Source organism: Hymenobacter actinosclerus, assembly GCF_900111515.1.
GTDB lineage: Bacteria > Bacteroidota > Bacteroidia > Cytophagales > Hymenobacteraceae > Hymenobacter > Hymenobacter actinosclerus.
In genome coordinates, this window is sequence record NZ_FOHS01000001.1 from 858,735 (window position 1) to 881,180 (window position 22,446).

Annotated in this window: 18 protein-coding genes; 9 read left to right on the plus strand and 9 right to left on the minus strand. The window is 63.6% G+C overall.

All coding sequences use genetic code 11. From position 1 onward, the window contains the following. Positions 1–108 precede the first annotated feature (108 nt). Positions 109–1,506 carry a DUF5723 family protein gene (locus tag BMY67_RS03725; RefSeq protein WP_092768388.1) on the plus strand — a complete coding sequence of 466 codons (1,398 nt, stop codon included), beginning with the start codon at positions 109–111 and terminating at the stop codon, positions 1,504–1,506. A 144-nt stretch (positions 1,507–1,650) separates the two neighbouring features. Here the strand turns inward: BMY67_RS03725 and BMY67_RS03730 are convergent, their stop codons facing one another. The 4 genes from BMY67_RS03730 to BMY67_RS03745 all read right to left on the minus strand — a co-directional run bounded on the left by BMY67_RS03730 (position 1,651) and on the right by BMY67_RS03745 (position 7,892). Further along, a complete protein-coding gene (locus BMY67_RS03730; protein WP_245744867.1) occupies positions 1,651–2,745 on the minus strand; it encodes a TolB family protein in 1,095 nt (364 codons plus the stop codon). A 196-nt stretch (positions 2,746–2,941) separates the two neighbouring features. Beyond that, positions 2,942–6,235 carry a M12 family metallo-peptidase gene (locus BMY67_RS03735; RefSeq protein ID WP_092768392.1) on the minus strand — a complete coding sequence of 1,098 codons (3,294 nt, stop codon included), beginning with the start codon at positions 6,233–6,235 and terminating at the stop codon, positions 2,942–2,944. 283 nt (positions 6,236–6,518) lie between these two features. After that, entirely contained in the window at positions 6,519–7,097 is a 579-nt protein-coding gene (locus tag BMY67_RS03740; RefSeq protein ID WP_092768394.1) for an NUDIX hydrolase, read from the minus strand. A 36-nt stretch (positions 7,098–7,133) separates the two neighbouring features. After that, positions 7,134–7,892 carry a L,D-transpeptidase family protein gene (locus tag BMY67_RS03745; protein ID WP_092768397.1) on the minus strand — a complete coding sequence of 253 codons (759 nt, stop codon included), beginning with the start codon at positions 7,890–7,892 and terminating at the stop codon, positions 7,134–7,136. A gap of 223 nt (positions 7,893–8,115) precedes the next feature. On the opposite strand from BMY67_RS03745, the gene BMY67_RS03750 reads away from it, so the two are divergent. The 5 genes from BMY67_RS03750 (at position 8,116) to BMY67_RS03770 (ending at position 12,495) form a co-directional block, all read left to right on the plus strand. Then, positions 8,116–8,556, plus strand: a complete 441-nt coding sequence (locus tag BMY67_RS03750) for a DUF4174 domain-containing protein (RefSeq protein ID WP_218144590.1) — start codon at positions 8,116–8,118, stop codon at positions 8,554–8,556. 97 nt (positions 8,557–8,653) lie between these two features. Beyond that, entirely contained in the window at positions 8,654–9,316 is a 663-nt protein-coding gene (locus BMY67_RS03755; protein ID WP_092768399.1) for a DUF2461 domain-containing protein, read from the plus strand. A 234-nt stretch (positions 9,317–9,550) separates the two neighbouring features. Then, the gene (locus BMY67_RS03760; RefSeq protein WP_177189673.1) at positions 9,551–10,702 is read left to right on the plus strand and encodes an NAD(P)/FAD-dependent oxidoreductase; all 1,152 of its coding nucleotides are present in this window, start codon (positions 9,551–9,553) and stop codon (positions 10,700–10,702) included. Positions 10,703–11,047: 345 nt separating this feature from the next. Further along, complete coding sequence (locus BMY67_RS03765) at positions 11,048–11,818, plus strand: CPBP family intramembrane glutamic endopeptidase (RefSeq protein WP_092768403.1); 771 nt, start codon at positions 11,048–11,050, stop codon at positions 11,816–11,818. Positions 11,819–12,009: 191 nt separating this feature from the next. Continuing rightward, entirely contained in the window at positions 12,010–12,495 is a 486-nt protein-coding gene (locus BMY67_RS03770) for an ankyrin repeat domain-containing protein (RefSeq protein ID WP_092768405.1), read from the plus strand. Between the two features lie 95 nt (positions 12,496–12,590). Here the strand turns inward: BMY67_RS03770 and BMY67_RS03775 are convergent, their stop codons facing one another. The 5 genes from BMY67_RS03775 to BMY67_RS03790 are packed head-to-tail and all read right to left on the minus strand — an operon-like array spanning position 12,591 to position 18,934. Next, a complete protein-coding gene (locus BMY67_RS03775; protein WP_092768406.1) occupies positions 12,591–13,022 on the minus strand; it encodes a hypothetical protein in 432 nt (143 codons plus the stop codon). 10 nt (positions 13,023–13,032) lie between these two features. Then, positions 13,033–14,421 carry a Fic family protein gene (locus BMY67_RS03780; protein WP_092768408.1) on the minus strand — a complete coding sequence of 463 codons (1,389 nt, stop codon included), beginning with the start codon at positions 14,419–14,421 and terminating at the stop codon, positions 13,033–13,035. 27 nt (positions 14,422–14,448) lie between these two features. After that, a complete protein-coding gene (gene scpA / locus BMY67_RS03785; RefSeq protein WP_092768410.1) occupies positions 14,449–16,581 on the minus strand; it encodes a methylmalonyl-CoA mutase in 2,133 nt (710 codons plus the stop codon). A 24-nt stretch (positions 16,582–16,605) separates the two neighbouring features. Next, positions 16,606–17,085 (minus strand): hypothetical protein, encoded by a 480-nt coding sequence (locus tag BMY67_RS18775; protein WP_143069684.1) that lies wholly within the window; start codon positions 17,083–17,085, stop codon positions 16,606–16,608. 58 nt (positions 17,086–17,143) lie between these two features. Then, a complete protein-coding gene (locus BMY67_RS03790; RefSeq protein WP_092768412.1) occupies positions 17,144–18,934 on the minus strand; it encodes a methylmalonyl-CoA mutase family protein in 1,791 nt (596 codons plus the stop codon). 202 nt (positions 18,935–19,136) lie between these two features. On the opposite strand from BMY67_RS03790, the gene BMY67_RS03795 reads away from it, so the two are divergent. The 3 genes from BMY67_RS03795 (at position 19,137) to BMY67_RS03805 (ending at position 22,441) form a co-directional block, all read left to right on the plus strand. Further along, positions 19,137–20,393: an outer membrane beta-barrel protein gene (locus tag BMY67_RS03795; RefSeq protein ID WP_177189674.1), complete on the plus strand. Its 1,257-nt coding sequence runs from the start codon at positions 19,137–19,139 to the stop codon at positions 20,391–20,393. 132 nt (positions 20,394–20,525) lie between these two features. Further along, entirely contained in the window at positions 20,526–21,290 is a 765-nt protein-coding gene (locus BMY67_RS03800; RefSeq protein ID WP_092768416.1) for a 5'-nucleotidase C-terminal domain-containing protein, read from the plus strand. 218 nt (positions 21,291–21,508) lie between these two features. Beyond that, entirely contained in the window at positions 21,509–22,441 is a 933-nt protein-coding gene (locus BMY67_RS03805) for a bifunctional metallophosphatase/5'-nucleotidase (protein ID WP_092769592.1), read from the plus strand. Positions 22,442–22,446 lie beyond the last annotated feature (5 nt).

Sequence of the window (22,446 nt, forward strand, 5' to 3'; positions counted from 1 at the left end):
TGAAGCTAATCGGGGCTCGTAAAGAACGGCCATGCTGAGCATGACGGTGTTGAGTCTAAACAGCACAACCACCCCCGCAAGCTACTTCCCCCGCTTCAATTTTCGCCCATGAACCGCTTTTTACTCCTGACTGCCGCCGGCCTGCTGGCCCTGCCCGGGGCTGGGTGGGCCCAAAACGAGCTGAGCAACTTCACGGCCACCGGCCGCGGCGGGGTAGCCACCACGTTTGCGTCCGATTTCCAGGCCATCGGCATCAACCCGGCCAACCTGGGCCGCCGGGGCGGGGCGCTGGTGGCGTTTACGATCGGGGAGGTGGGGGCCGGCGTCAGCTCCCAGTCGCTGACGCGTCAGCAGCTGCGCAAGTTCGTTTACGATACCAACGAGCCCCTCACGCCGGCCCGCAAGCAGGAATTCGCCCGCGCCTTCACGTCCGATAACGTGGCCAACTTCAGCGCCGATGCCACCACGCTGGGGCTGTCGGTGCAGCTGCCCGTGATTGGGGGCGTGGCCATCAGCCACCGGCTGCGCACTTCCGGCCACGTGGGCCTGAACCAGACCGCGGCCGAAATTGCCTTTCTGGGCCGCGACGCCCCCATTTACCAGGCCACGGCGGCCGGCAACGTGCCGCTGGTGTCGGAGGCGCTGGCCGGCACCAGTCTGCAGCTGGCGTCGCTGAGCGAGTTCAACGTGGCCTGGGGCACGCGGGTGCTCGATTTGCCGCTGTTCCAGCTTTCGGCCGGCGCGGGTTACCGCTACATCCAGGGCGTGGGCATTATCGATATCCGGGTGGAGCCGGGCAACCTGCGGGCCTACAATTCCCTTTCGCCGCTGTTCGACGTCAACTACGGCAGCGTCACCACCAACCCCGGCTTCAACCTGAAAACCGGCGCCGGCCTGAAGCCCGTGGGTCAGGGCCACGGCTTCGACCTGGGGCTGGCCGCCGAAGTGGGCAAAGCCGTGCGCCTGGGCCTGGCCGTTACCGACCTGGGGCAGATGACCTGGACCGGCAACCTGCTCACGGCCACCGACCAGAAGCTCAAGAAGCTTAAATCCGAAGGCATCGGCTCCTACAACTTCATCAAGGAAGCCGCCGAAATCTTCGCCACCGGCACCGACAGCCTGTTTGAGTACCAGGCCGGCCAGGAGCGCCGGGCCCACCTGCCCACCAAGCTGCGGGCCGGGGCCGGGGTGCGCCTGAGCGAGTATTTTGAAGTGGGCCTCGACGTTACGCTGCCCCTCAACAACGTGGCCGGCAACCTCACCACGCCCTTCGTGGGCGCGGGCCTCGATTTCAAGCCCGTGCGCTGGCTGCGCCTGAGCAGCGGCCTGAGCGGCGGCGCGGGCTACGGCCGTCTGAGCGTACCGCTGGGCCTCACCCTCAGCACCTCGTTCTACGAAGCCGGCCTCAGCACCCGCGACGTGGTAGGGCTGGTGGCCTCCGAAAACCCCTACCTCTCAGCCGCCGCCGGTTTCCTACGGTTTCGGCTGGGCGGTAGGAGTGAGTAAGTAAGTGAGATAGAACGGTCATTCAGAGCGGAGCGAAGAATCTCGCGTGCAATGGTAGCCCTGACGTCAGGTTTACCATTGCACGCGAGATTCTTCGCTCCGCTCTGAATGACCGTTCTATTTCACCAACTTACTGAAAGCCGCTTACTTCGGCTCCGTGATAAAGTTCGGGAGCCCCAGCTTGCCCCGGCGGCCGCCGAGCTTGAGGCCGTCATCCAGGTAAGTGGCCTCGGCGGCGTTGGGGTTCTTTATGATGCCTAAAAAGGGGTTGTCTTCGCGCGAGACGTAGATGTTGCCGTCGGGGGCGCGCTGCAGGGAGCCTACTTTGCGGTTGGCCGACTTGCCAATGACGGTGGCCTGCCCGGTTTTCAGGTCGATCTGGTAAATCTGAGCCTGGCCGCCGCCCTCGCCGTTGCTGGAGCCGTAGAGCTTAGAGCCGTCGGGCGAAAACTCGACGCCGTAGGCCTCGGGGTAGGGGCCGTAGGAGCGCGGGTTGCGCACCTGGCCGGTCGTGCGGTCGAAGTCGAAGACCTCGTACTTGTTGGCCTCGCGCCACAGGGCCAGGGCCAGCTTGGTGCCGTCGGGGGAGAACTTCATGGCCCCGATGGCGTTGCGCCCGGGGCCCGCGTGCATGCTGCCCACGTTGCTCATAACCGGCTTGCTCTGCACGCCGTCGGGCGTAACGAGGTAGCTCACGAAGGCATTGGAATTCCAGCGGTGGGCCACCACCCACACGTCGCGGCCGTTCTGGTGGCGCACGGCGGCCAGCTTCTCGGCCACCGGGGCCACGAGCAGGGCGTTGAGGCGCACCAGGTCGCCCAGGCCGTTGTCGCGGGTCATGTCGAGGGTGGAGTAGCGCAGGCCGTTGGGGCCGCCCTGGGCGCTGGTGGTGAAGATGTAGAAGATGTTGCCGCTGCCCGGGTCGGGCACAATCAGGGCGCTCTGGGTGCTGGAGCCGGAGCCCATCAGCTTGCGGCCGTTGGGCATCACCTGGTGCTGGCGGTTGAAGACGTTTTCGCCGTTGGTGTAGAACAGCAGCTGGCCCTGCTTGTTGGTGGCCACCGCCGAGCCCTCGTAGGTGGTCATTTTGTTGGTGAGCAGCGGCGTGGGTGCGCCGCCCTCGGCTGGAAACTGCAGGCCCGCCTGCTGCCCGAACAGCCACACGGACTGCTCGCGTTGGGCCAGGGCCGCGCCCGGCAGCAGCACCAGCAACAGGGCCCAGAAAGAAAGTCGGTTCATCATCGCAGAAACAAGCATACAGCATTCCTAAACGTAATACCGTGCCAGAATAGTGCGCCAGCGCGTTTCAGCAGCATCCGGCAGGCCTAAAAGCCACAGGGCGGGCCTTCTTCTTACAGTAGAAGAGAGCCCGCCCTGTGATACCCGGTTGCCCGGCCCCTTGCCCGCGGCCAGGCAACCGGGTAGTCAATCAGGTTTACTCCAGCGCCACTTTCTGCTGCCAGCTATGGCCGGCGGCCGTGCGCACCTGCACAATGCACAGGCCCTGCCACTGCCGGGCTTCGGGCAGGTCGAGCCGGGTGAGGCCGGCCGGCAGCTGCAACGACCGACGCAGCAGCTGTCGGCCCAGCATATCGGTTACCAGCAGCTCGGCCGGCTGGGCCGTAGCCAGCTGCAGCTTCAGCTGCAGGCGTGCCCCGGCGGGTACGGGGTTCGGGAAAGCTTCCCCGTGCAGCATAGCCGGGTTGCTCGCCGCGCTGGTGCCCGTAACAACGCTAACCGTAACCACTGCCGAATACGTCTGCTTGCCGTTGAGCTCCCGCATCAGCAGCCGGTAGTAGCTTAGGCCGGCGCCGGGGGTGGGGTCGGTGAAGGTGTAGTTATGGACGCTGTTGGTGTTGGTAGCTGCTACCCGGCCCAGGGCCGCGAAAGTGCTGCCATCGGAACTGCGCTCGACCTCAAAGTAGGCCATGCTGCTCTCCGAGGCCGTGCGCCAGCTTAGCAGCGTGGTTGCGCCCGCGCGCCGGGCCGTAAAATCGGTGAGCGTGACGGGCAGCGGATTATCTCCCGTGATGACGATGCGCCGGACGTTGGTGCTGAGCTGGCCGCAGGGAGCCAGACTGCTCAGGGCCGTGCTCAGGGCACTCAGGGGCTGGTTCAGCAGGCTTTCCAGGGCAAACCCGCGCTGAAACAGCAGCCCGTATACATCGTAGGTGCCACCGGGCAGCTGGCGCAGGTCGGCGGTAGGGGCCAGGCGGACCACCTGGCTGCTGGCCGTATTCACCACCGCGTACTGGTAGTCGTAGCCCAGGCGCTGCAATGGCGCATACACCGCGCCGCCGGTGGGGGCCGTGAAACCGATGCTGTAGGGACTGTCGCCGTCGGGCGTGCCGCCAAAGTTTGAGACGACCAGCGTGTAGGGCTGCCCGGCCGTGAGCGAGGCGCTGATGCTGCGGGGCAGGTAACCGTCAACCACATTATCGGCCATGCGGTTGCTGCATGGGTCAGAGGCCGAAAAGCCTGCGGGCGAGTAAAGCCGCAGCACCATGTTGCCAAAGCCCGTGGGCGTGCCAATCGTGTAGGCTCCCGTTACCGATGGCACGAATACGTAGGCATCGTAGTAGGTTACGTTGCTATAGCGGATGCAGGAACCCGTTTTGAAGGTGGTGAGGTTGGTGGTGGGGTCGGTGGCGCTGATGGAGCCCTTCAACTGACTGGTCCCAATTAGCTCGGTCAGGCTGAAGCCGTTTTGGGTCAGGTTGAGCGCCTCGCTGCCGGCCTCGGCCGTCAGGGCCGTAGCGGGCAGCACCTGCGAGGCCACGGGCCGGCAGGTGGCTATCGGGAAGTCGGCGTCGTTGATGTCGAAGAAGATATTGCCCACTGCCTCCACCCGTACCCGGGCCCGGGTAGTAGCGGCATCGGGGACCCGGATGCTGGCCGTGCCGGTGTTGGGCACGGCGGCCGCCAGCACCCGGTCAAACGTCTGCCCGCCATCGGTGGAAAGCGTAATGCGCACCTGCCCGACGTTGATGGGCGCCTTGTCGGTACCGGCCACCGACCAGCTGATGGTGGCCATCTGGCCGATAATCCAGAGGCTGGGGTCCTGGTTCTGGGTGGTGAGGGCGAATGGTTCGCCACCGGGCGCCACCGTAACCGTCACGTTGTCGGTGGCGAAAGTGCCGCCGCCCGCGCGTTGGTCGCGGGCCGTTACCACGAAGTGAATGTCGCGCTCCACGTTGGAAAGGGCCTCGCCGATGAGGTTGGGCGGGCGGTTGCTGTTGGCCAGCACGTAGCGCAGATCGGGGAAGGTGCGGCTGTTGGCCAGGCGCGGCGGCCGGGGCCGGAACAGCGGCGAGGCCGGGTCGTCGATGGCCGCCAGGCCGGCCGTGCCCTTAATGGTGCCCAGCGCGGCCGTGTTGGTCGAATAGTCGAACTGATTCCAGGTGTAGTAGACCATGTCGCCGGCATCGGGGTCGGTGCCGGTAGCCGTTAGGGTGAAGGGCGTGTTGGGGGGAATCACGTAGTCGGGCCCGGCGCTGATGGTGGGTGGGCGGTTGGTGTTGGTCGTGGGCGTCAGGCAGCTGGCACCGATCAGCTTCTGGCTCATCTCCTGCAACGACCGCAGGCTGAAATGGTCGGCTTCGTCGCCTGGCACGCTCTGCAGGGTCTGGCTGCCGCACACGTCGGTGTAGGCCATAATGCTGGCCCCGCCGCCCGGCTCCAGGTTGCTGCCCGTGGAGGCGCTGCCGCAGGGGCCGTTAAAAGCGTGTCCGGCGCCGTGCTGATGCCCCATTTCGTGGGCCAGAATGCCCTGGAAGCCGCTCTTTCCCACGCCCGACCAGGCCTTGGCCTTGTAGGTATTGTTGCACACAATGCCCACGTAAGCCACGCCCCCGCCGCCGTTATGAAAGCAGTGCCCCAAATCGTAGGTGCTGGCCACGAAGCGGCTGTCAATAAAGCCGCCCACATCTTCCAGGCTCTGGGTGCGCAGGCGGTTGGGCGTGGCCGGGTCGGAGTCGGGCAGCGTGGGCGTGGTTACGGCCGAGAAGTAGTAGCTGCCGCCAGTGGGCTTCACCAGCTCGAAGCTTACCGACAGCTCGCGCGAGTACAGCTCCGTCATCTGGTTCAGGGCCGCCGTTACGGCCAGCTCCACGGCCGCGTCGGTGTTGCCGTTGGCGGCGTAGTACTCCTGCGTTACCAGCACGGCCATCCGAATGCGCCGCAGCTGCGTGCCGAAGCTGAAGGGGGCGGGCTGGGTGTTGAAGCTGCCGGGCCGCAGCGCTTCGGCGGCCGGCGCCAGTACGCCGCAGGGGCCCTGCGCAGGGGCTTCGGCCCGGAGCTGGTAACGGCCGGCACCGGCCGGGGTGGCCGGGCGCAACGCCACCGTTTCGGAACCGGTGCGAAGCTGGGCCTGGAGCTGGCCGGGGGTAAGCACGAGCGCAATACGCTGCTCCGCTGCGCCTTCGGCCGCGCCTACAAAGGTGCGCAGCCGCTGCCGGGCGGCCGCATCGGCGGCGGGCAGCACGAAGGTTTCGGTGAGCAAAAACGCCTGCGGGCCATGTAGCGTGGGCAGCACGATTCGGTAAGTGGGCGGCTCGGCCGGCGCGCCGCTACGGCGGGCCGGCGGGGCCAGCTGCTGGCGAATCTGGGCAAAGTCGAGGGCAACGGGGCTGGGGGCCGGTAACTGCTGCGCCCGCAGCGCCCCTGCTACCCCAAGCTGCGCCATCACCAGGACCAGTAAAATGGCCAGGTAGCGAGAGTTGGATTTCATGTGTATTGGAAGGAAGGTAGAACGAGGCCGCAAGATGCCTAATCGGTTGCTCAATATCTTCCTGCCGGCATATTTTGCTTCCCTCGGGATGCCCCGATATCGGGCACTTATATAACGATTACGAGTTCAATTTATATTAGTAATTCACTATAATTGATTTCCTGCCGTTGAGGGGCGGTGTCAGTCAAACCATATTTTTTCTGTCGGAGCCCCAAAAGGAAGCTAGCGTTGAGCACCCGGCCCCGGCTCTCCCGGCCCTTGGTTCCTGGCTGCCCCAAAAGCATTAGTCGCCCAGCGCCCACTCGCCGGCCAGCAGGCGCGGCAGCAATGGCTGCAGAATGCGGTAGCTTGCGCCCCACAGCGGGTAGCGTCCCTCGGGGCCCACGCGGTAAAAGGGCACCTGCCGCGGCCCCGGCCAGCCGGGCTGCTCCCAGATTTCCTCCGTGTGCGTGTCCGGATCGGCGAGGTGGCGCAGCGGAATTTCCAGCACCTCATCAACCTCCGAAACCTGCCGCTGCCACACCGCCGGCCGCTCGATGCGCCCCAGAAACGGGCTGATGCGGAAGCCCGAAGGCACCGGCACGGTGGGCAGCGCCGCCAGCAGCCGCACGCTGGCGGGCGGCAGGCCGATTTCCTCGTGGGCCTCGCGTTGGGCCGTGGCCCAGAGGTCGGCGCCGTCTTCGGGCTCGGGCTTGCCGCCCGGAAAGGCCAGCTGCCCGCCGTGCACCCCGAAAGCCGTGCGGCGCACCATCACCAGCTGCAGCTCGCCGGCCGCATCGCGGAAAATCGGCACCAGCACGGCCGCGGCCCGCAGGTTGGGCGGAATCGGAAAATCATGAACAGAAAGCGTGGGCGTAGGCATAGCGGCAAGGTACGGCCATTGATGGGGCGGGTTGCCTCAGCGGGCTACGTAGGCTCCGTTGGTGGCCACAATTACCGTGGGCAGCGTGCGGTGGGTTTCGAAGTAGGCGTAAGCCGGCGCCAGCTCCTGCCAGAAGGCGTAGTGGGGGCTTTGCTGGCGGCGGGCCAGCTGGTTGGCGGTGAGCCCGAACGGGAAAATATGCACCGGAATGTTGCGCTGCCCGGCCGCCCGCGCCTCCACGGCCAGCACGTACAGCTCCTGAATGCCCGCGTCGGTGATGGGCAGGCAGCCGATGGTTTCGTGCGAGCCGTGCACAAAAATGTTGTCGCCCGGGTCGAGGCCGGAAGGCGTATGCTGCTGGTCGGCGGCGTTGGGGTAGTCGAGGCCCAGCGAAAGCAGGAATTCGCTGTTGGGGTTGAAGCGGTTGATGGTGTAGAAGCCCTCCGGAATCTGCCGGTCGCCGGCCCGGCGCTTGGGTCCCAGCCGGCCCGATACGCCGGCCAGCGCAAACGTGCGCAGCAATATAAACGGCCCCCCGTCCTGGTTGCGGCCCCATACTTCCACCCGCCGCTCCATTTTGAAAGCCCGCACGAACAGCTCCAGCCGCTCGGGGGCTATCTGCTGGCGTCGCAACCGGGCCCGCACCGCCTCCTGGTACTGCGCGTACGCCTCCCTGACCCGGGGGTAGCGCAATTGCTCGGTACGGAAAGCCGGGTCGGGAGCTGGGGGCCGGGCGGCCGGGCGGGCCAGCAGAGCCGCCGCCAGACCCAGCGTGAGGAGTACGAAAATCCGCATTGGGTAAGCGTGAAGAGAAGTCGGAGCTGGTTTGTCCGTTCGGTGAGGCCCTAACGCCGCCGGCTGCCGCGGTAGTATAGCAGCCTGGGCCAGCTTGCCCGTGGTGGGTAGAATTGCGCTTGTAAAGGGATTTTCGGCTGAGTGAAAAGGCGTTCCTGCATGCCGGTTCGCGCTTTCAGAGGCTGCCGGGGCACCATGCCCGCAAGGCTTGCGTTGGCACTTCATGACAATTCGATTCTCCTGCCTGCTGCTGGGCGGCCTGGTTCTCGCCGCCAGCAGTGTTTGGGCCCAGGCTGCCAGTCGCAAGTCGCTCGAAACCACGCTGCGGGCGGCCCGTTGGCAACAGCGGGTGCTGCTGGTGTGCGCCCCCACCGCCACCGATGCGCAGCTGCTCCGGCAGCGCGCCCTGCTGGCCGCCGCCCGTCCCGGCCTCACCGAGCGCGACCTGCTGGTGCGCGAGCTGCTGCTGCCCAACCTGCCGGCCGCCGACCGCCAGCATCTGCATCGGCTGGGCCTGCGCTCCGACGATGCGTTCCAGGTGCTGCTCATCGGCAAAGACGGTGGCGTAAAGCGGCGCGACAATCGGCCCGTGAAGCCCGAAACCCTGTTCGGCACCGTTGACCAGATGCCCATGCGCCGGCAGGAAATGAAAGGGGAGCGGTAGGCAGGGGAGGTAACCGACGTGTCAGGTTGAACGAAGCCGAAGCACGACACCGCATAACACCCCTCAATCCTACCTTTGCCCTCGCTAACACTTCCGTATGAACCAGGCCGCCCTCTTCGATTTCCTGTCTGACCTCGCCCTTCACAACGAGCGGGAGTGGTTCCAGGCCCGCAAGCCCACCTACGACCAGTTGCGGCGCGAATTTGAGGTTCTAGTAGGCCAGATACTGGCGACGCTGGCCGCTGAGGAGCCGGCGCTGGCCACGCTGGAGGCCAAAAAGTGCATCTTCCGCATCTACCGCGACGTGCGGTTTTCCAAGCGCAAGGACCCGTACAAAACCCATTTCAGCGCCTACTTCGCCGCGGGTGGCAAGCAGAGCGCCGGGCCGGGCTACTACTTTCAGCTCGGCCCCAATGGCCAGACGCTGATGGCCGGCGGTATCTACCAGCCCGAAAAGGAGCAGCTGGCCCGCATCCGCCAGGAAATCGACTACAACGGCGAGGCCCTGCACCGCATCCTGGCGGCCCCCACCTTCCAAAAGCTCTACGCCGGCCTCGACGGCGAGCAGCTCAAGCGCCCGCCCGCCGGCTACCCCGCCAACCACCCCGACCTGGCCCTGCTGCGCCACAAGAGCTTCGTCGTGTCGCACTCGGTGCCCGACGCCACCGCCCGCCGCCTCGATTTAGCCGAGTACGTGCCCGCCGCCTTCCGCACGATGCGCCCGTTTACCGATTTCTTGCGGGAGGCCATAGAGGGATGATTTGGGTGATGAGGTGAGGAGGTGAGGAGGTGATGGGGTTATGAGGTGAAAGGAGCGTGTCATGCTGAGCGAAGGCGCAGCCGCAGCCGAAGCATCTCTACCGCCAAGGTAATCCTGCCGTTTGGTTAGCATTGCGGTAGAGATGCTTCGACTGCGGCTGCGCCTTCGCTCAGCATGACCGTTCTTTGTTTCTCCTCCTCACCTCATCACCCAAATTCACCCCATCACCAAGAAATGCCCTACGATTACGACGTGCTGATAGTGGGGGCGGGGCCGGCGGGCACGGCCTGCGCGCTGGGGCTGGCCGGCAGCGGCCTGCGGGTGGGGCTGCTCGATAAGGCCCGATTCCCGCGCGACAAAGTGTGCGGCGACGCCATTCCGAGCCCGGCCCTCAAGGCCCTCACGCGCCTCAACCCCGCCTGGGCCGCCGAGCTGCGCGAGCTTACCGCCGGCCACCGCACCGATATGCGCACCAGCCGCCTGGTGTCGCCGGCCGGCACCGGCGTGAGCGTGCATTGGCAGGCGCCGGCCTTCAACTCGCCCCGGCTGCATTTCGATGATGCCCTGCTCACGCTCGTGCGCCGCCACACCGCCACCGATATCCACGAAAACAGCCCCGTGAAAACCGTGGCGGCTGATGCCCACGGCGCTACGGTGCAGCTCGCCGACGGTACCCGCCTCACGGCCCGGCTGCTGGTGGGCTGCGACGGGGCGCACTCGGCCGTGGCCCGCGCCCTGGCGCCGGCGCCGCTCGACCGGACCCGGCACTGCGCCGCCGTGCGGGCCTACTTTGAGGAGGTGCAGGACGTGCCCGCCACCACCAGCGACTTTCTGTTTCTGGGCCGCTACCGGGCCGGCTACTGCTGGGTGTTTCCGGTAGGCGCGGGCCGCTTCAACGTGGGCTTCGGCATGCTCTCCTCGGATGTGGCCCGCCAGAAGCTCGACCTGAAACTCGTGCTGCAAGAGCTGCTCGAAACCCACCCCCACCTGGTGCCCCGCTTCGCCCAGGCCCGCCAGCTGACGCCCATCCAAGGGTTCGGCCTGCCACTGGGTGGCTCGCAGCGGCCCCTCACCGGCCCCCGCGCCCTGCTCTGCGGCGACGCGGCCGCCCTCATCGACCCGCTCCAGGGCCACGGCATCGACACGGCCGTTATCAGCGGGCTGCTGGCCGCCGAACACGCCGCCCGCTGCTGCGCCGCCGACGCTTTCGGCCCCGAAAGCCTCGCGCCCTACGCCGCTGCCGTGCAGCGCCGCCTGGGCCGCGATCTGGCCCGCCGCTACCGCCTCATGCGCCTGCTGGCCCGCGCGCCCTGGCTGGTTGAGGGCGCCTTCCGCGCCGCCCAGTGGCCCCCGCTACGCCGGTTGCTGGTGCGGGCGATGGGGTAGGTGAGGCCAGCGAGAGCCCGCGGCTTTGTATACCCGTCATGAGGTAGAGTGTAGGAACGGGGTAGAAACACAGCATTTTGTGTCTCACCGTTGAACGGCTACGCTGGAACCGTTGCGTGATGTCGTTCAACGATGAGACACAAAATATTGGGTCTCTACAACCGCCTGCTTTTCGCCAAGCAATTCGCGGAGAGTACAACTCGGGTTAAAGGGAGGGACCCCAAAGTAATTCAACCCTGATTTCGGGGACTTCATCGGGTTTTTGCCCTGATTACCGCTTTTCTCATTTCCGGGCGGGCGGTGGCGGCGCACTTTTGAGGCATGTTCACCAACGCCCCAACTGTTATGAAAAAGCGCCTTTCGCTCGCGGCCGTTACGCTTTCGGCCTTTCTGCTGGCTTGTTATGGGCCGCGCTACCTGCTGCTGCTGCCGGGGCTGAAACTGCCGCAGCTGTCTGGCCTGAGTCACGCGCTTTACCTGACCAGCCTGTGGATAATAATCCCGCTGCTGACGCTGGCGGCCTGGTACGGCCCGCGCCGGGCATTGCGGGAGCTGGGCTGGCAGGCGCCCATAGCCACGGGGTTGCTGATGGGGCTGGTTTGCACGCTGCCCATGCTGCTGGGCTACGCGGTGCTGTTTCCGCTGACTACCACCACGGGCCCGGCCTTGCGCTCGGCGCTGCTGAGCGGTGCGGTGTTGGCCGCGCTGCGGGAGGAAACGCTCTTCCGGGGCTTCCTGTTCGGGCAGCTCTACCGCCGCGTGCGGCTGCCCTGGCTGCTGGTGGTTCTGGTCGAGTCCGGCATTTTCGCCACGGGCCACCTCTACCAGAGCCACGACTTGGTTTCCGCCGTGAGCGTGCTGGCCATCACGTTTGCGGGCGGCGTGTGGTTTGGCTGGCTCTACAAAAGCTGGCAGAATCTGTGGATGCCCGTCTTTCTGCATCTGTTTATGAATGGCTGGTGGATGTTGTTTGAAGTGGACCACTCGGCCGTGGGCAGCGTGGGGGCCAACGTGTTTCGGGTGCTCACCATCGGGCTTTCCGTGGTGCTCACGCGCCGGCAGCTGCGCCAACGGGCCCAGCCGCCGGTGCCGGCACCCGGGTTGGCCGTGGGGTAGAACCCGACAGCCCGGGGGCGGGCCGAACTTCCCGGCCCGGAATCCATTGCGCCGAACAGCCGTATGACTGTTGCGGCTGTAACCACCAGGATAAGCCGCACAGTCAGTATTTGACCTGCTTACGACTCCATGATAAGGAGTTTAGTAGCCGCTTTTGCCCGGTTTCGCGTTCAACCATTCTATTCCCGTTCATGGATTTCACCTCCTCCCGCCCCGAAGACCTGCTGTTTCAGGCTGCCCGCCAGGGCGACACGGCCACCATCAGCCAGCTGCTGGCCGAAGACGTTGATGTAAACGCCCGCGACGGCCGCGGCTTCACGGCCCTCATCCTGGCCGCCTACGACAACCACCTGGAGGCTACCCGCACCCTGCTGCAAGCCGGCGCCGACCCCAACGTGCACGACGCCAGCGGCAACACCGCCCTGATGGGCGTGGCCTTCAAGGGCTACCCCGAGGTGGCTCAGCTGCTCATCGAGCACGGTGCCGACCTCAACGCCCGCAACGGCAACGAGGGCACGGCCCTCATGTTCGCCACCCTGTTCGGCCGCCACAACATGCTGCCCATCCTGCTGCAGGCCGGCGCCGATGCCACCCTGCGCGACGTGCGCGGCCTCTCGGCCCGCGACCTGGCCCTGCAGCAGGGCAACGACCACGCCCTGACCGTGCTGCCCGAGTAGCTCCCGCCTGCCGCGCCCCAAACGCTCAACGCCCCGCCCTCCGGTTTGCCGGGAGGCGGGGCGTTGGTATGTACTAGCCGGCCGTAGCTTGGCAATCAGGCAATATCCGCCGCGTCGAGCTGGTCGAGAGCTGCTACCGAGCCGGGCAGTTGCGTGCGGTGCAGCAGCGGCGCCAGCTCCGGGGGCAGTTCGGCCAGCCGTAACGGCAGCGACGGGCGGGCCAGCAGTTGGTAGCGCGTATCGGCGCGGTCGTGCAGGTTGGTTTTGGCGAACGAGAACAGCCCGCGCCGGGCGTAGCGGGCCGCGCCCGAGGCTTCGGCCGTATCGACGCCTTCCGCCAGCTGCGCCGCCCCGGTTTCCAGCCGCGTCAGGAAATGCTGGTGGAGCGCCAGCAAATCGGCCTGCGAGGCGGCTACCGAGGCCGGCAGCACCCCGCCGCCCGAAGCCATGTGCAGCACATGGCCCGCCGCATCGGTAGCAAACCAGTCGATGTCAGCGTCTAGTTGGTCGTGGTCGGGGATGGACATATAAGGCATTTTATCCAACTACCTCACTAGAGATAAAATCAAATAGTTCATTGGCAATCTGATTGTTTTTCTGTTTGAAATTAACAATGTTAACATTTGTATCATATTCAATATTTTGAATGTATATTTTACCGAAATGCTCGGATAAAATATATTCTGGCAGATTAGAAGATATTTTGTAAGATACAGAGAAATTGTGTGTTTTAAATATAAATTCGATCAAGATATTTGCATTAAAATGATTTTTTCCATGAAAATGATTCCAATTAATAATAAATTGAATATTGCTGTATATCGAAGAATTAGTATTTCTGTTCAAAGACGTTAATATGCTTTCTATGCTTTTGTCTTTAACTGATAATTGTCTTTGTTTCTCTCTTTGATAATTTTTAAAAGTCTGGATATAAAAATATTTATTTTCAAAGAAAGAGTCAAACCTATTAGTTTCAGAGGTTAAGTCAGATATAATTGTTGATAAAAATGAATTTACAAATGCCTCTTGTGTTTTTATATTCCAATTTGATTCTATCTCGGGATGTGGTGCTGATATCTCCTTTCTAAACAAAGCCAGCTTTTTATCTAAATCATCAATTTCATCAATAGATTCTCCTTTCGCTGCCCGAATCATGAGTTGCATCGACGCTGCTACACTTTCGCCTACAAAGGAAAAGAATGGTTCTATTTCCCCAGCATCAGCTTCTGAGAGAGCCGCTAAGTAACGGTTACGGTCAGAGGCTCTGATAACTGTCATGGGGTAGCCGCCACGCATGAGAATCAGATTCATGAGTAGGCGTGACATACGACCATTACCGTCATCGAAGGGGTGGATACTGACGAAGCGGTAATGAAATTCGGCGGCCAACGCCACGGGGTGAAGCGTTGGGTATTCGGCTTCCTTATTGTACCAATCTACAAGGTCCGTCATCCTGGCGGGTGTCTCTTCGGGGCTGGCGAAGTAGAACATTTCGCCGGTAGCCGTCAGCACGTTGTTGGGGCTGGATTTGTAGCGGCCCGGGTAAATCGTTTTGGCCATTGGCTGGCCGTCGGGTGTCTGGGCACGCACCTCGTAGGGTTCGCCAAGTAATACCTCGTGCATTTCTCGAATGAAATGCCCGGACAGGGGTTGCTCATTGCGCACTACTTCTTCCAGCCAGACCACAGCATCATTATGCCCGCGAATATCCAAATGGTCGCGGATAGGCTTGCCTGCAGCGGTGAGGCCATGCAGCAGTAAAGAACGAGTTTCGCCCAGTGTCAGCGAATTGCCTTCAATAGCATTCGAGTTGTAATTCCAGTCCAGACGAAACTTCTGTAGTATCCGGGCTTCCTGTTCAGCAGAGAGGGGGCGCAATGCATCCAATTCTTCTTTCAGCTGATCAACTTCTGCGAATAGCGACATGGGTTTTTGTCTTTACTGGTAAACAACCTATTCTTCCCCCAACTTCCCCAGAATCTCCTGGGCCGCCACGGCAATGACGGTACCGGGGCCGTACACGCCGGCCACGCCCGCGTCGTAGAGAAACTGGTAGTCCTGGGCCGGGATGACGCCGCCGGCAATGACGAGGATATCTTCGCGGTCGAGCTGCTTGAGCTCCGCGAGCAGCTGCGGAATCAGGGTTTTGTGGCCGGCGGCGAGGCTGCTCACGCCTACTACGTGCACGTCGTTCTCGGCCGCCTGGCGGGCCACCTCGTCGGGGGTCTGGAACAGGGGCGCAATGTCCACGTCGAAGCCCACGTCGGCGAAGGAAGTGGCAATGATTTTGGAGCCCCGGTCGTGGCCGTCCTGGCCCATTTTGGCCACCAGCATGCGGGGGCGGCGGCCTTCGCGCTCGGCAAAGGCATCGGCGGCCGCGCGGGCCTTGGCAAACTGCTCGTCGTAGCTCATCTCCTGCGAATACACCCCCGAAATAGCCCGGATAGTGGCTTGGTGGCGTCCGTAGACTTTCTCTAGCGCATCCGAAATCTCGCCCAGCGTGGCGCGCAATCGGGCCGCATCCACGGCCAGGGCCAGCAGGTTGCCGTTCTCGTCGCGGGCCGCCTCCGTGAGGGCCGTTAGGGCTGCCTGCACGGCCGCTTCGTCGCGGTTGGCTTTGGTATGCTGCAGGCGGGCAATCTGCGACTCGCGCACGGCGGCGTTGTCGATGTCGAGCACGTCGATTTGCTGCTCCTCGCTGGGGCGGTAGCGGTTCACGCCCACCACAATGTCCTTGTTCGAGTCGATGCGGGCCTGCTTGCGGGCGGCGGCCTCCTCGATGCGCATTTTGGGCAGGCCGGTTTCGATGGCCTTGGCCATGCCGCCCAGCTCCTCCACTTCGGCCATCAGGGCCCAGGCTTTGTCGGCCAGTTCGTGGGTGAGGGTTTCCACGTAGTAGGAGCCGCCCCAGGGGTCTACCACGCGGGTTACGTCGGTTTCGTGCTGCAGATACAGCTGGGTGTTGCGGGCAATGCGGGCCGAGAAGTCGGTGGGTAGGGCAATGGCCTCGTCGAGGGCGTTGGTGTGCAGGCTCTGGGTGCCGCCGAGTACAGCAGCCAGCGCCTCCACGGCCGTGCGGGCCACGTTATTGAACGGGTCCTGCTCGGTGAGCGAGTAACCCGACGTCTGGCAGTGCGTGCGTAGGGCCAGGCTTTTCTGGTTCTGGGGGTTGAACTGCTGGATGAGCTTGGCCCACAGCAGCCGGCCGGCCCGGAGCTTGGCAATTTCCATGAAGTGGTTCATACCAATGGCCCAGAAAAACGACAGCCGGGGCGCGAAATCGTCAATCTTGAGGCCCGCCGCCATGCCGGCCCGCACGTACTCCAGGCCGTCGGCGAGGGTGTAGGCCAGCTCGATATCGGCCGTGGCACCGGCTTCCTGCATGTGGTAGCCCGAGATGCTGATGGAGTTGAACTTGGGCATGCGCTCCGCCGTGTAGGCGAAGATGTCGGCAATGATGCGCATGCTCGGCAACGGCGGGTAGATGTAGGTGTTGCGCACCATAAACTCCTTCAGAATATCGTTCTGAATGGTGCCCGCCAACTTTTCCGGCCCCACGCCCTGCTCCTCGGCCGCCACGATATAAAAGGCCATAATCGGCAGCACGGCCCCGTTCATTGTCATGCTCACCGACATCTGGTCGAGCGGAATCTGGTCGAACAGCAGCTTCATGTCCTCCACCGAGTCGATGGCCACGCCGGCCTTGCCCACGTCGCCCTGCACCCGCGGGTGGTCGGAGTCGTAGCCCCGGTGGGTGGCCAGGTCGAAGGCCACGCTCAGGCCCTTCTGCCCGCCGGCCAGGTTGCGGCGGTAAAAGGCGTTGCTTTCCTCGGCCGTGCTAAAGCCCGCGTACTGGCGCACAGTCCAGGGTTTTTGCACGTACATCGAGCTGTAGGGCCCCCGCAGGTACGGCGCCACGCCCGCCCCAAACCCCAGGTGGTCGAGGTGGGCCACATCGGCGGCGGTGTAGTAAGGCTTGAGCGTGATGCCCTCGGGCGTAACATTAGGTTCGGCAACAGCAGCGGGAGCGGCCGGCGTGGGCAGCAGGGCAGCGTCGTAGGGTATCTGGGAGAAGTCGGGGTGCATGTGGGAAGGGTATTTAGTAGCGAGCTACTCACTAATACTTGGACTGTAATCCTGGAAGAAGATTTCCTTCGCCCAAGGAAGCTGTCTGGTTTCTCGCCAGCACTTATGCACAGCTTCGGCGCAATACAGGGTTCGGCTTATGCCAACAGAATCAGAAAAATTTACAAACTGTGAAAAGCTATTTGATTGATAAAGTTTCTTTTTCACAGTGCTATAAAAGCCATAATGATGCTTGAAACTGTCATGGAAAACAATAAATCCTTGCTCGTAGTTGATAGAGTCGGCACTAAAATTTACGTTGTACTGAAAATTCCATTCGCGGCAACAGTCAGCTGTAACTAACTTATACGGTGCAATAATTGGAATTTCCCAGACATCATCTGGTAAATCATTATCTATATAAAAGCGCGATGATGCGGGTTCTTGACGGAGATAAAGAACTGCTGCCGCTGCTATTATTGCCAATGAGAGTAATCCGACTAATAACTTGCTGGTAACCCTCATAGGCTTTTAGTCTACAGATAATTTTGTGAACTAAAATTTAGCTAATGATTATTCACTTCTAACTCTTAATAGGTTTCCCCTGCAAACGGGCCAGCACGTCCTCGGTACTGTAGCCTTCCACCGTGAATTCCTTGAGCCCGAACACCTGCACGGCTTCCTGCATGGTGGCCAGATCGGCGGTGAGCAGGGTGGGGGGCACGTAGCCCTCTTCGTCGAGCGGCACGCCGCTCACGGTGCGGGCCAGCCGGCCGAACTGCGTGGGTGTGGCGTACATGAGCGTAGCCTGCTCGGCCGAGGAAAACAGCACCGACAGCGTGCCCTCGGGGTGGGCATGGTGCAGTTCGGGCCGCTCCAGCGCCGGCAGGGTCTGCAGAAACGATTCGAGGATAATTTCGTTTGTGTGGGCGCCCAGCAGCACCAGCGCCGCCCGCTTCTTTTTCAGCTCGCGCCGCTCGAAGTGCAGGGCCGTGGCCAGCCGCAGCACCTCGGTGGGGTAGGTGGCCCGGGTGCTATCGAAACCGGGGCTGCGCAGCAGGCGCTTGGGGTTGAAGTCGAACTGTTCCTGGGCGTTCTGGTAGCGGTTGGTGCCGATTACCACCTGTTCGCCGGTGGCAATGCGCCGGAACTGCGCCTGCGCCGCCTCGTGCAGCAGGGCCAGCACCCGGCCGGTGGCGGCGGGCAGCCCCCCGGCCGCTTCGAGCTGCTGAAACAGGGCCCAGGCTTCGCGGGCCAGCGTGTCGGTGAGGGTTTCGAGGTAGTAGGAACCCGCGGCCGGGTCCTGCACCTGGCCCAGGTGGGCCTCCTCGCGCAGCAGCACCGGCAGGTTGCGGGCCAGGCGCTCGGCAAACTCGTTGGGCTCATTAAACAGGCCATCGAAGGTGCCCACACTCACGGCGTCGGCCCCGCCCAGCACCGCGCTCATGGCCTCGGTAGCGTGGCGCAGCAGGTTGGTGTGCGGGTCGAGGGTGGTCTGGCTCCAGGTGGCAGTGCTGGCGAAAATCGTGAGCCGCCCGGCCGCCTCATTCGGCAGCCCGTAGGCGTGCAGCAGCGTGGCCCAGAGCCGGCGCAACGCCCGCAGCTTGGCAATTTCGAAGAAGTAGTTGGGCGCCACCGCCACATGCAGGTGCAGCGCGGCGGCCACGTCGGCCACCGACAGCTCGTCGGAAGGCAGCGTATTCAGGTAAGCGGCAGCCGTGCTCAGCGCAAAGGCAATCTGCTGGGAAGTGGTGGCGCCGCGGTTGCCGTAGTAGGCCACATCCAAACCGAGGGCCCGGAACTCGGGCCAGTTGCGGCTGGCGGCCAGCACCTCGCGCAGCTCCTGCTGCTGGGTCACCAGATCGGGCACATGGTGGGTGATGGGGTCGAGCACCAGAAAGCCGCGCAGCGGCCCCGCTCCGGTGTCCGTCAGTCGTGCCAGCAGCCCGGCCGCCCCGCGCCGCAGCGAGTAGCCCACGTAGATGTCGGCCAGCGGCAGCTGTTGGGCCAGGTAGTCTACGTCGAACTCATCGGCCTGTGCCAGCACAAAGTGGGCGCCCTCGGCCCCAAGCTGTAGTGCGGTGGCGGCCCTATCAATGGCCTCGTGGCCGCGGCTGGCGGCCGGCACCGCGTAGGTGGGCACGTTGCGCCAGGTACCAGCGGGCCGCAGCAGCGGAGCCGGTGCGCCGCCCAGCTGCCCCAGGGCCTCCTGGTGGTAAAAAGGCTCCACTGCGAAGCCGTCGGGCGTTGGCCAGCGCAGCGTAGCCGGGTCCTGGCCCTTCAGGTCGCGGGTCAGGCGCGCCTGCCACTGGGCGGTGGTCAGGGGCTGAAATTCGGGAAAGGAAACCGGCACGGGTTGCGGCGAATCGGCCATGAGGCAGCGGGGTGGGGTGGGAAATAAAGCACCCGAAGGCGCGGGTTAAAGATAGGGGGTAGGGGCCGGAAAATGGGTTTGGCGGTGGCAAATGCCCGCAGTATCTTGCCGCGTTTCGCGGCCGGCTTCGGCTGGTACTACCCATTTATTCGTCGTTTTATTTCTGCCCTGAATGCCGAAAAAATTACTCCTGCTCGCCTTAGTGAGTGTTTCCTGCGCGGCTTCGGCCCAAACCAATTTCCGGCCCGGCTTCGTGCTGACTCCCGCCGGCGACACGCTCCGCGGCGAAGTGGATGCCCGCGGCGCCATCCGCAATGCGCGCCTGGCCCGTTTCCGCGCGGCCCCCGACGCGGCCATTGTGGAGTACCAGCCCCGGCAGCTGCGTGGCTACGGCTTTGTAGGCGACCGGCTTTACCAGGCCGAAACCGTGCTGCTGGCCGATTCGGTGCCGCGCCTGGGCCAGCCCTATACCCTGCCCGATACGCTGGCCCGGCACTCGTTTCTGGAGGTTGTGGTGCGCGGCGAACTGAGCCTGCTGTACCTGCGCGACGAGCGTAGCTTCGAGCATTACTACGTGCAGCTGTCCGGTCAGCCTCCGCAGGAGCTGGTGCAGAAAATTTCGTTCGTTTCAACCAGCACGGGCACTGCCGGGGGCACGGCCGTGCGCCACAAGTCGGACGACTACCGCCGCACGCTGGCCGCCTCCACCCAGCGCTGCCTGGCCGTTCAGCCGGCCATAACCAAAGTCAGCCTGGACCTCAACAGCCTGAGCCGCGTGGTAGCACAATACAACGAGTGCGTGGGCAGCGCCATCATCAAGCCGGCACCTGCCACCCGCCGCAACCACGTGCAGCTGGGCCTTGTGGCAGGCGCCGAAACCAGCCGCCTGACCCTGAACGATAATTTTTTTGGCCGCGACCGAACCCTGAAAACCACCAGCAACCAGGTGAGTCCGGTAGTGGGTCTGGCCCTCAACTTCCGGCTGTCCGGCATCAACAAGGCCCTTTCGGCCCGGCTCGAAGCTTTCTACGAGTCGCAGGACTACCTGGCGCGCCAGGCCCTGGCCACGCCCGGTTTTTACCAGGAATACCGGGTGAAGATGACCAGCATCCGGGTGCCGCTACTGGTGCGCTACACGTACCCGCGCGGCGCCATCCGCCCCTTTGCGCAGGTGGGCTACGGCTTCGCCCAACTGCTCAGAAACGATAATGAAGGCCGGCAGACGCGCACGCCTGCTGTGGCCGGCTACCAGGATGGGGACTGGAAACAGCTGGTGGTGCCACGCAAACTGGAGCAGGGCGTTATTGGCAGCATCGGGGTATCAACTGCCCGGGCCAACCAGCGCAACATGGCGGCCGAGCTGCGCTACGAACGGTCAGACGGCTTCAGCGACTCGTTCGACTTTGGCAGCCGCGTCAACCGGTTCTACCTGCTGCTCAGCTACGACCTGACCAAGTAGCCCAACCGGTTTGCACCACGGCTGGTAGCGAAGGCAGATGCCTTTCCGCCACCGGCCGTTTCGCGTCTGTCCCCGACGATTCCGGCCCCATTGGCGTACCTTTGGGGCCGGCTTTTCTTTTGCTGACTCCCCATGCGTACTCTTCGTTCTTCTATTGCGGCCCTGGGCCTGCTGGCTGCCGTGGCACTCACTCCGGCCTGCCAGCGGGCCGTTTACCAGCCCCAGGCCCGGCTGGCGCCCGTTACGGCCCAGCCCGTCGGCAAATCCATCCCCGACGATGCCCGCGCCACGGCCACCATCGTGCCCTACCGCGAGAAAGTAGTGTCGCAGATGATGACCGTGCTCGGCAACGCGCCAGTGGCCCTGACCAAGAACTCGGGCGAGTCGCTGCTGTCTAACTTCGTGGCCGATTTGCAGCGCACCGAAGCCAGCAAGGCGCTGGGGCGGCCCATTCCGCTGGGCGTGATGACCAACGGCGGCCTGCGGGCCCCCATTCCGGCCGGACCCGTGACGGTGGGCACGGTGTTCGAGCTGATGCCGTTTGAAAATCAGCTGGTCGTGCTCGACGCGCCCGGCCCCGTGGTGCAGCAGCTCTTCGACTACGCGGCCCGCACTAAAATGGCCGTTTCGGGCGCTACGTTCACGGTTACGCCCGAGGGCAAACCCAGCGCCATCCTCATTGGCGGCCAGCCCTTCGACGCCTCCCGCAACTACCCGATTGCCATTTCCGACTACCTGGCCGGCGGCGGCGACGCCATGGCCTTCTTCAAGCCGCTCAAGCCCGAAGGCACCGGCGTGCTGCTGCGCAATGCCATCATGGACTACATCAAACAGCAAACCGCCCAGGGCAAGCCTGTTCAAGCTGCCATCGAAGGACGCGTAAAGCTGAGCCAGTAACCAACGCGCTGGTTTTTGCCCACTGGCTGCGCTGGCGCTGCTGCCGTAATTAGCTGCCCGGCAGGCAACGGCCAACAGCAAAACGCCCGTCCGCTGGAGGGCCGTGAGGTGTCGGATGCCATTCCAGGCACCACCCGCAAAGCCTTTCGGTTCTCTTCTTGTTCTTTATATGCTGACTCCCGAATCAGCGTAATCACCCTAATCAACGAAAATCAGTGATTAACCGGCGCGAATTTCTGAAGTACACCGGCCTGGGCGTAGCCTCGCTGGGCGTGATGGGCGCGGCCTCGGTACCGGCGCTGGCCGGCACCGACGATAAAGCGGTGCGCCTGACCATTCTGCACACCAACGATATGCACTCGCGCATTGAGCCGTTTCCGGACAATGCGGCGCAGTGGGCCGGCATGGGCGGCATGGCCCGGCGCGCCGCCCTCATTGCGCAGGTGCGCCAACAGGAGCCCAACGTGCTGCTGCTCGATTCGGGCGACATCTGGCAGGGCACGCCGTACTTCAACTTCTTTCAGGGCGAGCTGGAGTTCAAGCTGATGAGCCAGATGGCCTACGACGCCAGCACCCTGGGCAACCACGACTTCGATAACGGCCTGGAGGGCCTGCACAAGCAGCTGCCCCACGCCACGTTCCCCTTCCTGAGCGCCAACTACGATTTCACCGGCACGGTACTGGCCGGCCGCTTTCAGCCATATAAAGTGTTCGAAAAGCAGGGTGTGCGCATCGGCGTATTCGGCGTAGGCATTGAAATGGCCGGACTGGTGGAAGACAAGAACTTCGGCGCCACCAAGTACCTCGACCCCGTAGCCGTGGCTCGCGACATGGTAACGCGCCTGCGCGGGGCCGAACGTTGCGATATGGTGATCTGCCTCTCGCACCTGGGCTATAAGTACCAGGGCGACAAAATCGACGACTGTAAGCTGGCGGCCCAGGTGGCCGGCATCGATCTGATACTGGGCGGCCACACCCACACGTTCCTGGACAAGCCCGAGCCCGTGGCCGGCCCCAATGGCCACACTACGCTCATCAACCAGGTTGGCTGGTCGGGCATCAATCTGGGCCGCATCGACTACGCGTTTGCCCGCAAATCGCGTCGGCCTACGGTGGCCGCTACGGTGGTGCTTCCGGTTTCGGCGGCGTAGCGCAG

Bases quoted from the DNA above. Each gene is read 5' to 3' on its own strand.
- BMY67_RS03725 (WP_092768388.1), top strand. From the start codon at position 109: ATGAACCGCTTTTTACTCCTGACTGCCGCCGGCCTGCTGGCCCTGCCC.
- BMY67_RS03730 (WP_245744867.1), bottom strand. From the start codon at position 2,745: ATGAACCGACTTTCTTTCTGGGCCCTGTTGCTGGTGCTGCTGCCGGGC.
- BMY67_RS03735 (WP_092768392.1), bottom strand. From the start codon at position 6,235: ATGAAATCCAACTCTCGCTACCTGGCCATTTTACTGGTCCTGGTGATG.
- BMY67_RS03740 (WP_092768394.1), bottom strand. From the start codon at position 7,097: ATGCCTACGCCCACGCTTTCTGTTCATGATTTTCCGATTCCGCCCAAC.
- BMY67_RS03745 (WP_092768397.1), bottom strand. From the start codon at position 7,892: ATGCGGATTTTCGTACTCCTCACGCTGGGTCTGGCGGCGGCTCTGCTG.
- BMY67_RS03750 (WP_218144590.1), top strand. From the start codon at position 8,116: ATGACAATTCGATTCTCCTGCCTGCTGCTGGGCGGCCTGGTTCTCGCC.
- BMY67_RS03755 (WP_092768399.1), top strand. From the start codon at position 8,654: ATGAACCAGGCCGCCCTCTTCGATTTCCTGTCTGACCTCGCCCTTCAC.
- BMY67_RS03760 (WP_177189673.1), top strand. From the start codon at position 9,551: ATGCCCTACGATTACGACGTGCTGATAGTGGGGGCGGGGCCGGCGGGC.
- BMY67_RS03765 (WP_092768403.1), top strand. From the start codon at position 11,048: ATGAAAAAGCGCCTTTCGCTCGCGGCCGTTACGCTTTCGGCCTTTCTG.
- BMY67_RS03770 (WP_092768405.1), top strand. From the start codon at position 12,010: ATGGATTTCACCTCCTCCCGCCCCGAAGACCTGCTGTTTCAGGCTGCC.
- BMY67_RS03775 (WP_092768406.1), bottom strand. From the start codon at position 13,022: ATGTCCATCCCCGACCACGACCAACTAGACGCTGACATCGACTGGTTT.
- BMY67_RS03780 (WP_092768408.1), bottom strand. From the start codon at position 14,421: ATGTCGCTATTCGCAGAAGTTGATCAGCTGAAAGAAGAATTGGATGCA.
- scpA (WP_092768410.1), bottom strand. From the start codon at position 16,581: ATGCACCCCGACTTCTCCCAGATACCCTACGACGCTGCCCTGCTGCCC.
- BMY67_RS18775 (WP_143069684.1), bottom strand. From the start codon at position 17,085: ATGAGGGTTACCAGCAAGTTATTAGTCGGATTACTCTCATTGGCAATA.
- BMY67_RS03790 (WP_092768412.1), bottom strand. From the start codon at position 18,934: ATGGCCGATTCGCCGCAACCCGTGCCGGTTTCCTTTCCCGAATTTCAG.
- BMY67_RS03800 (WP_092768416.1), top strand. From the start codon at position 20,526: ATGCGTACTCTTCGTTCTTCTATTGCGGCCCTGGGCCTGCTGGCTGCC.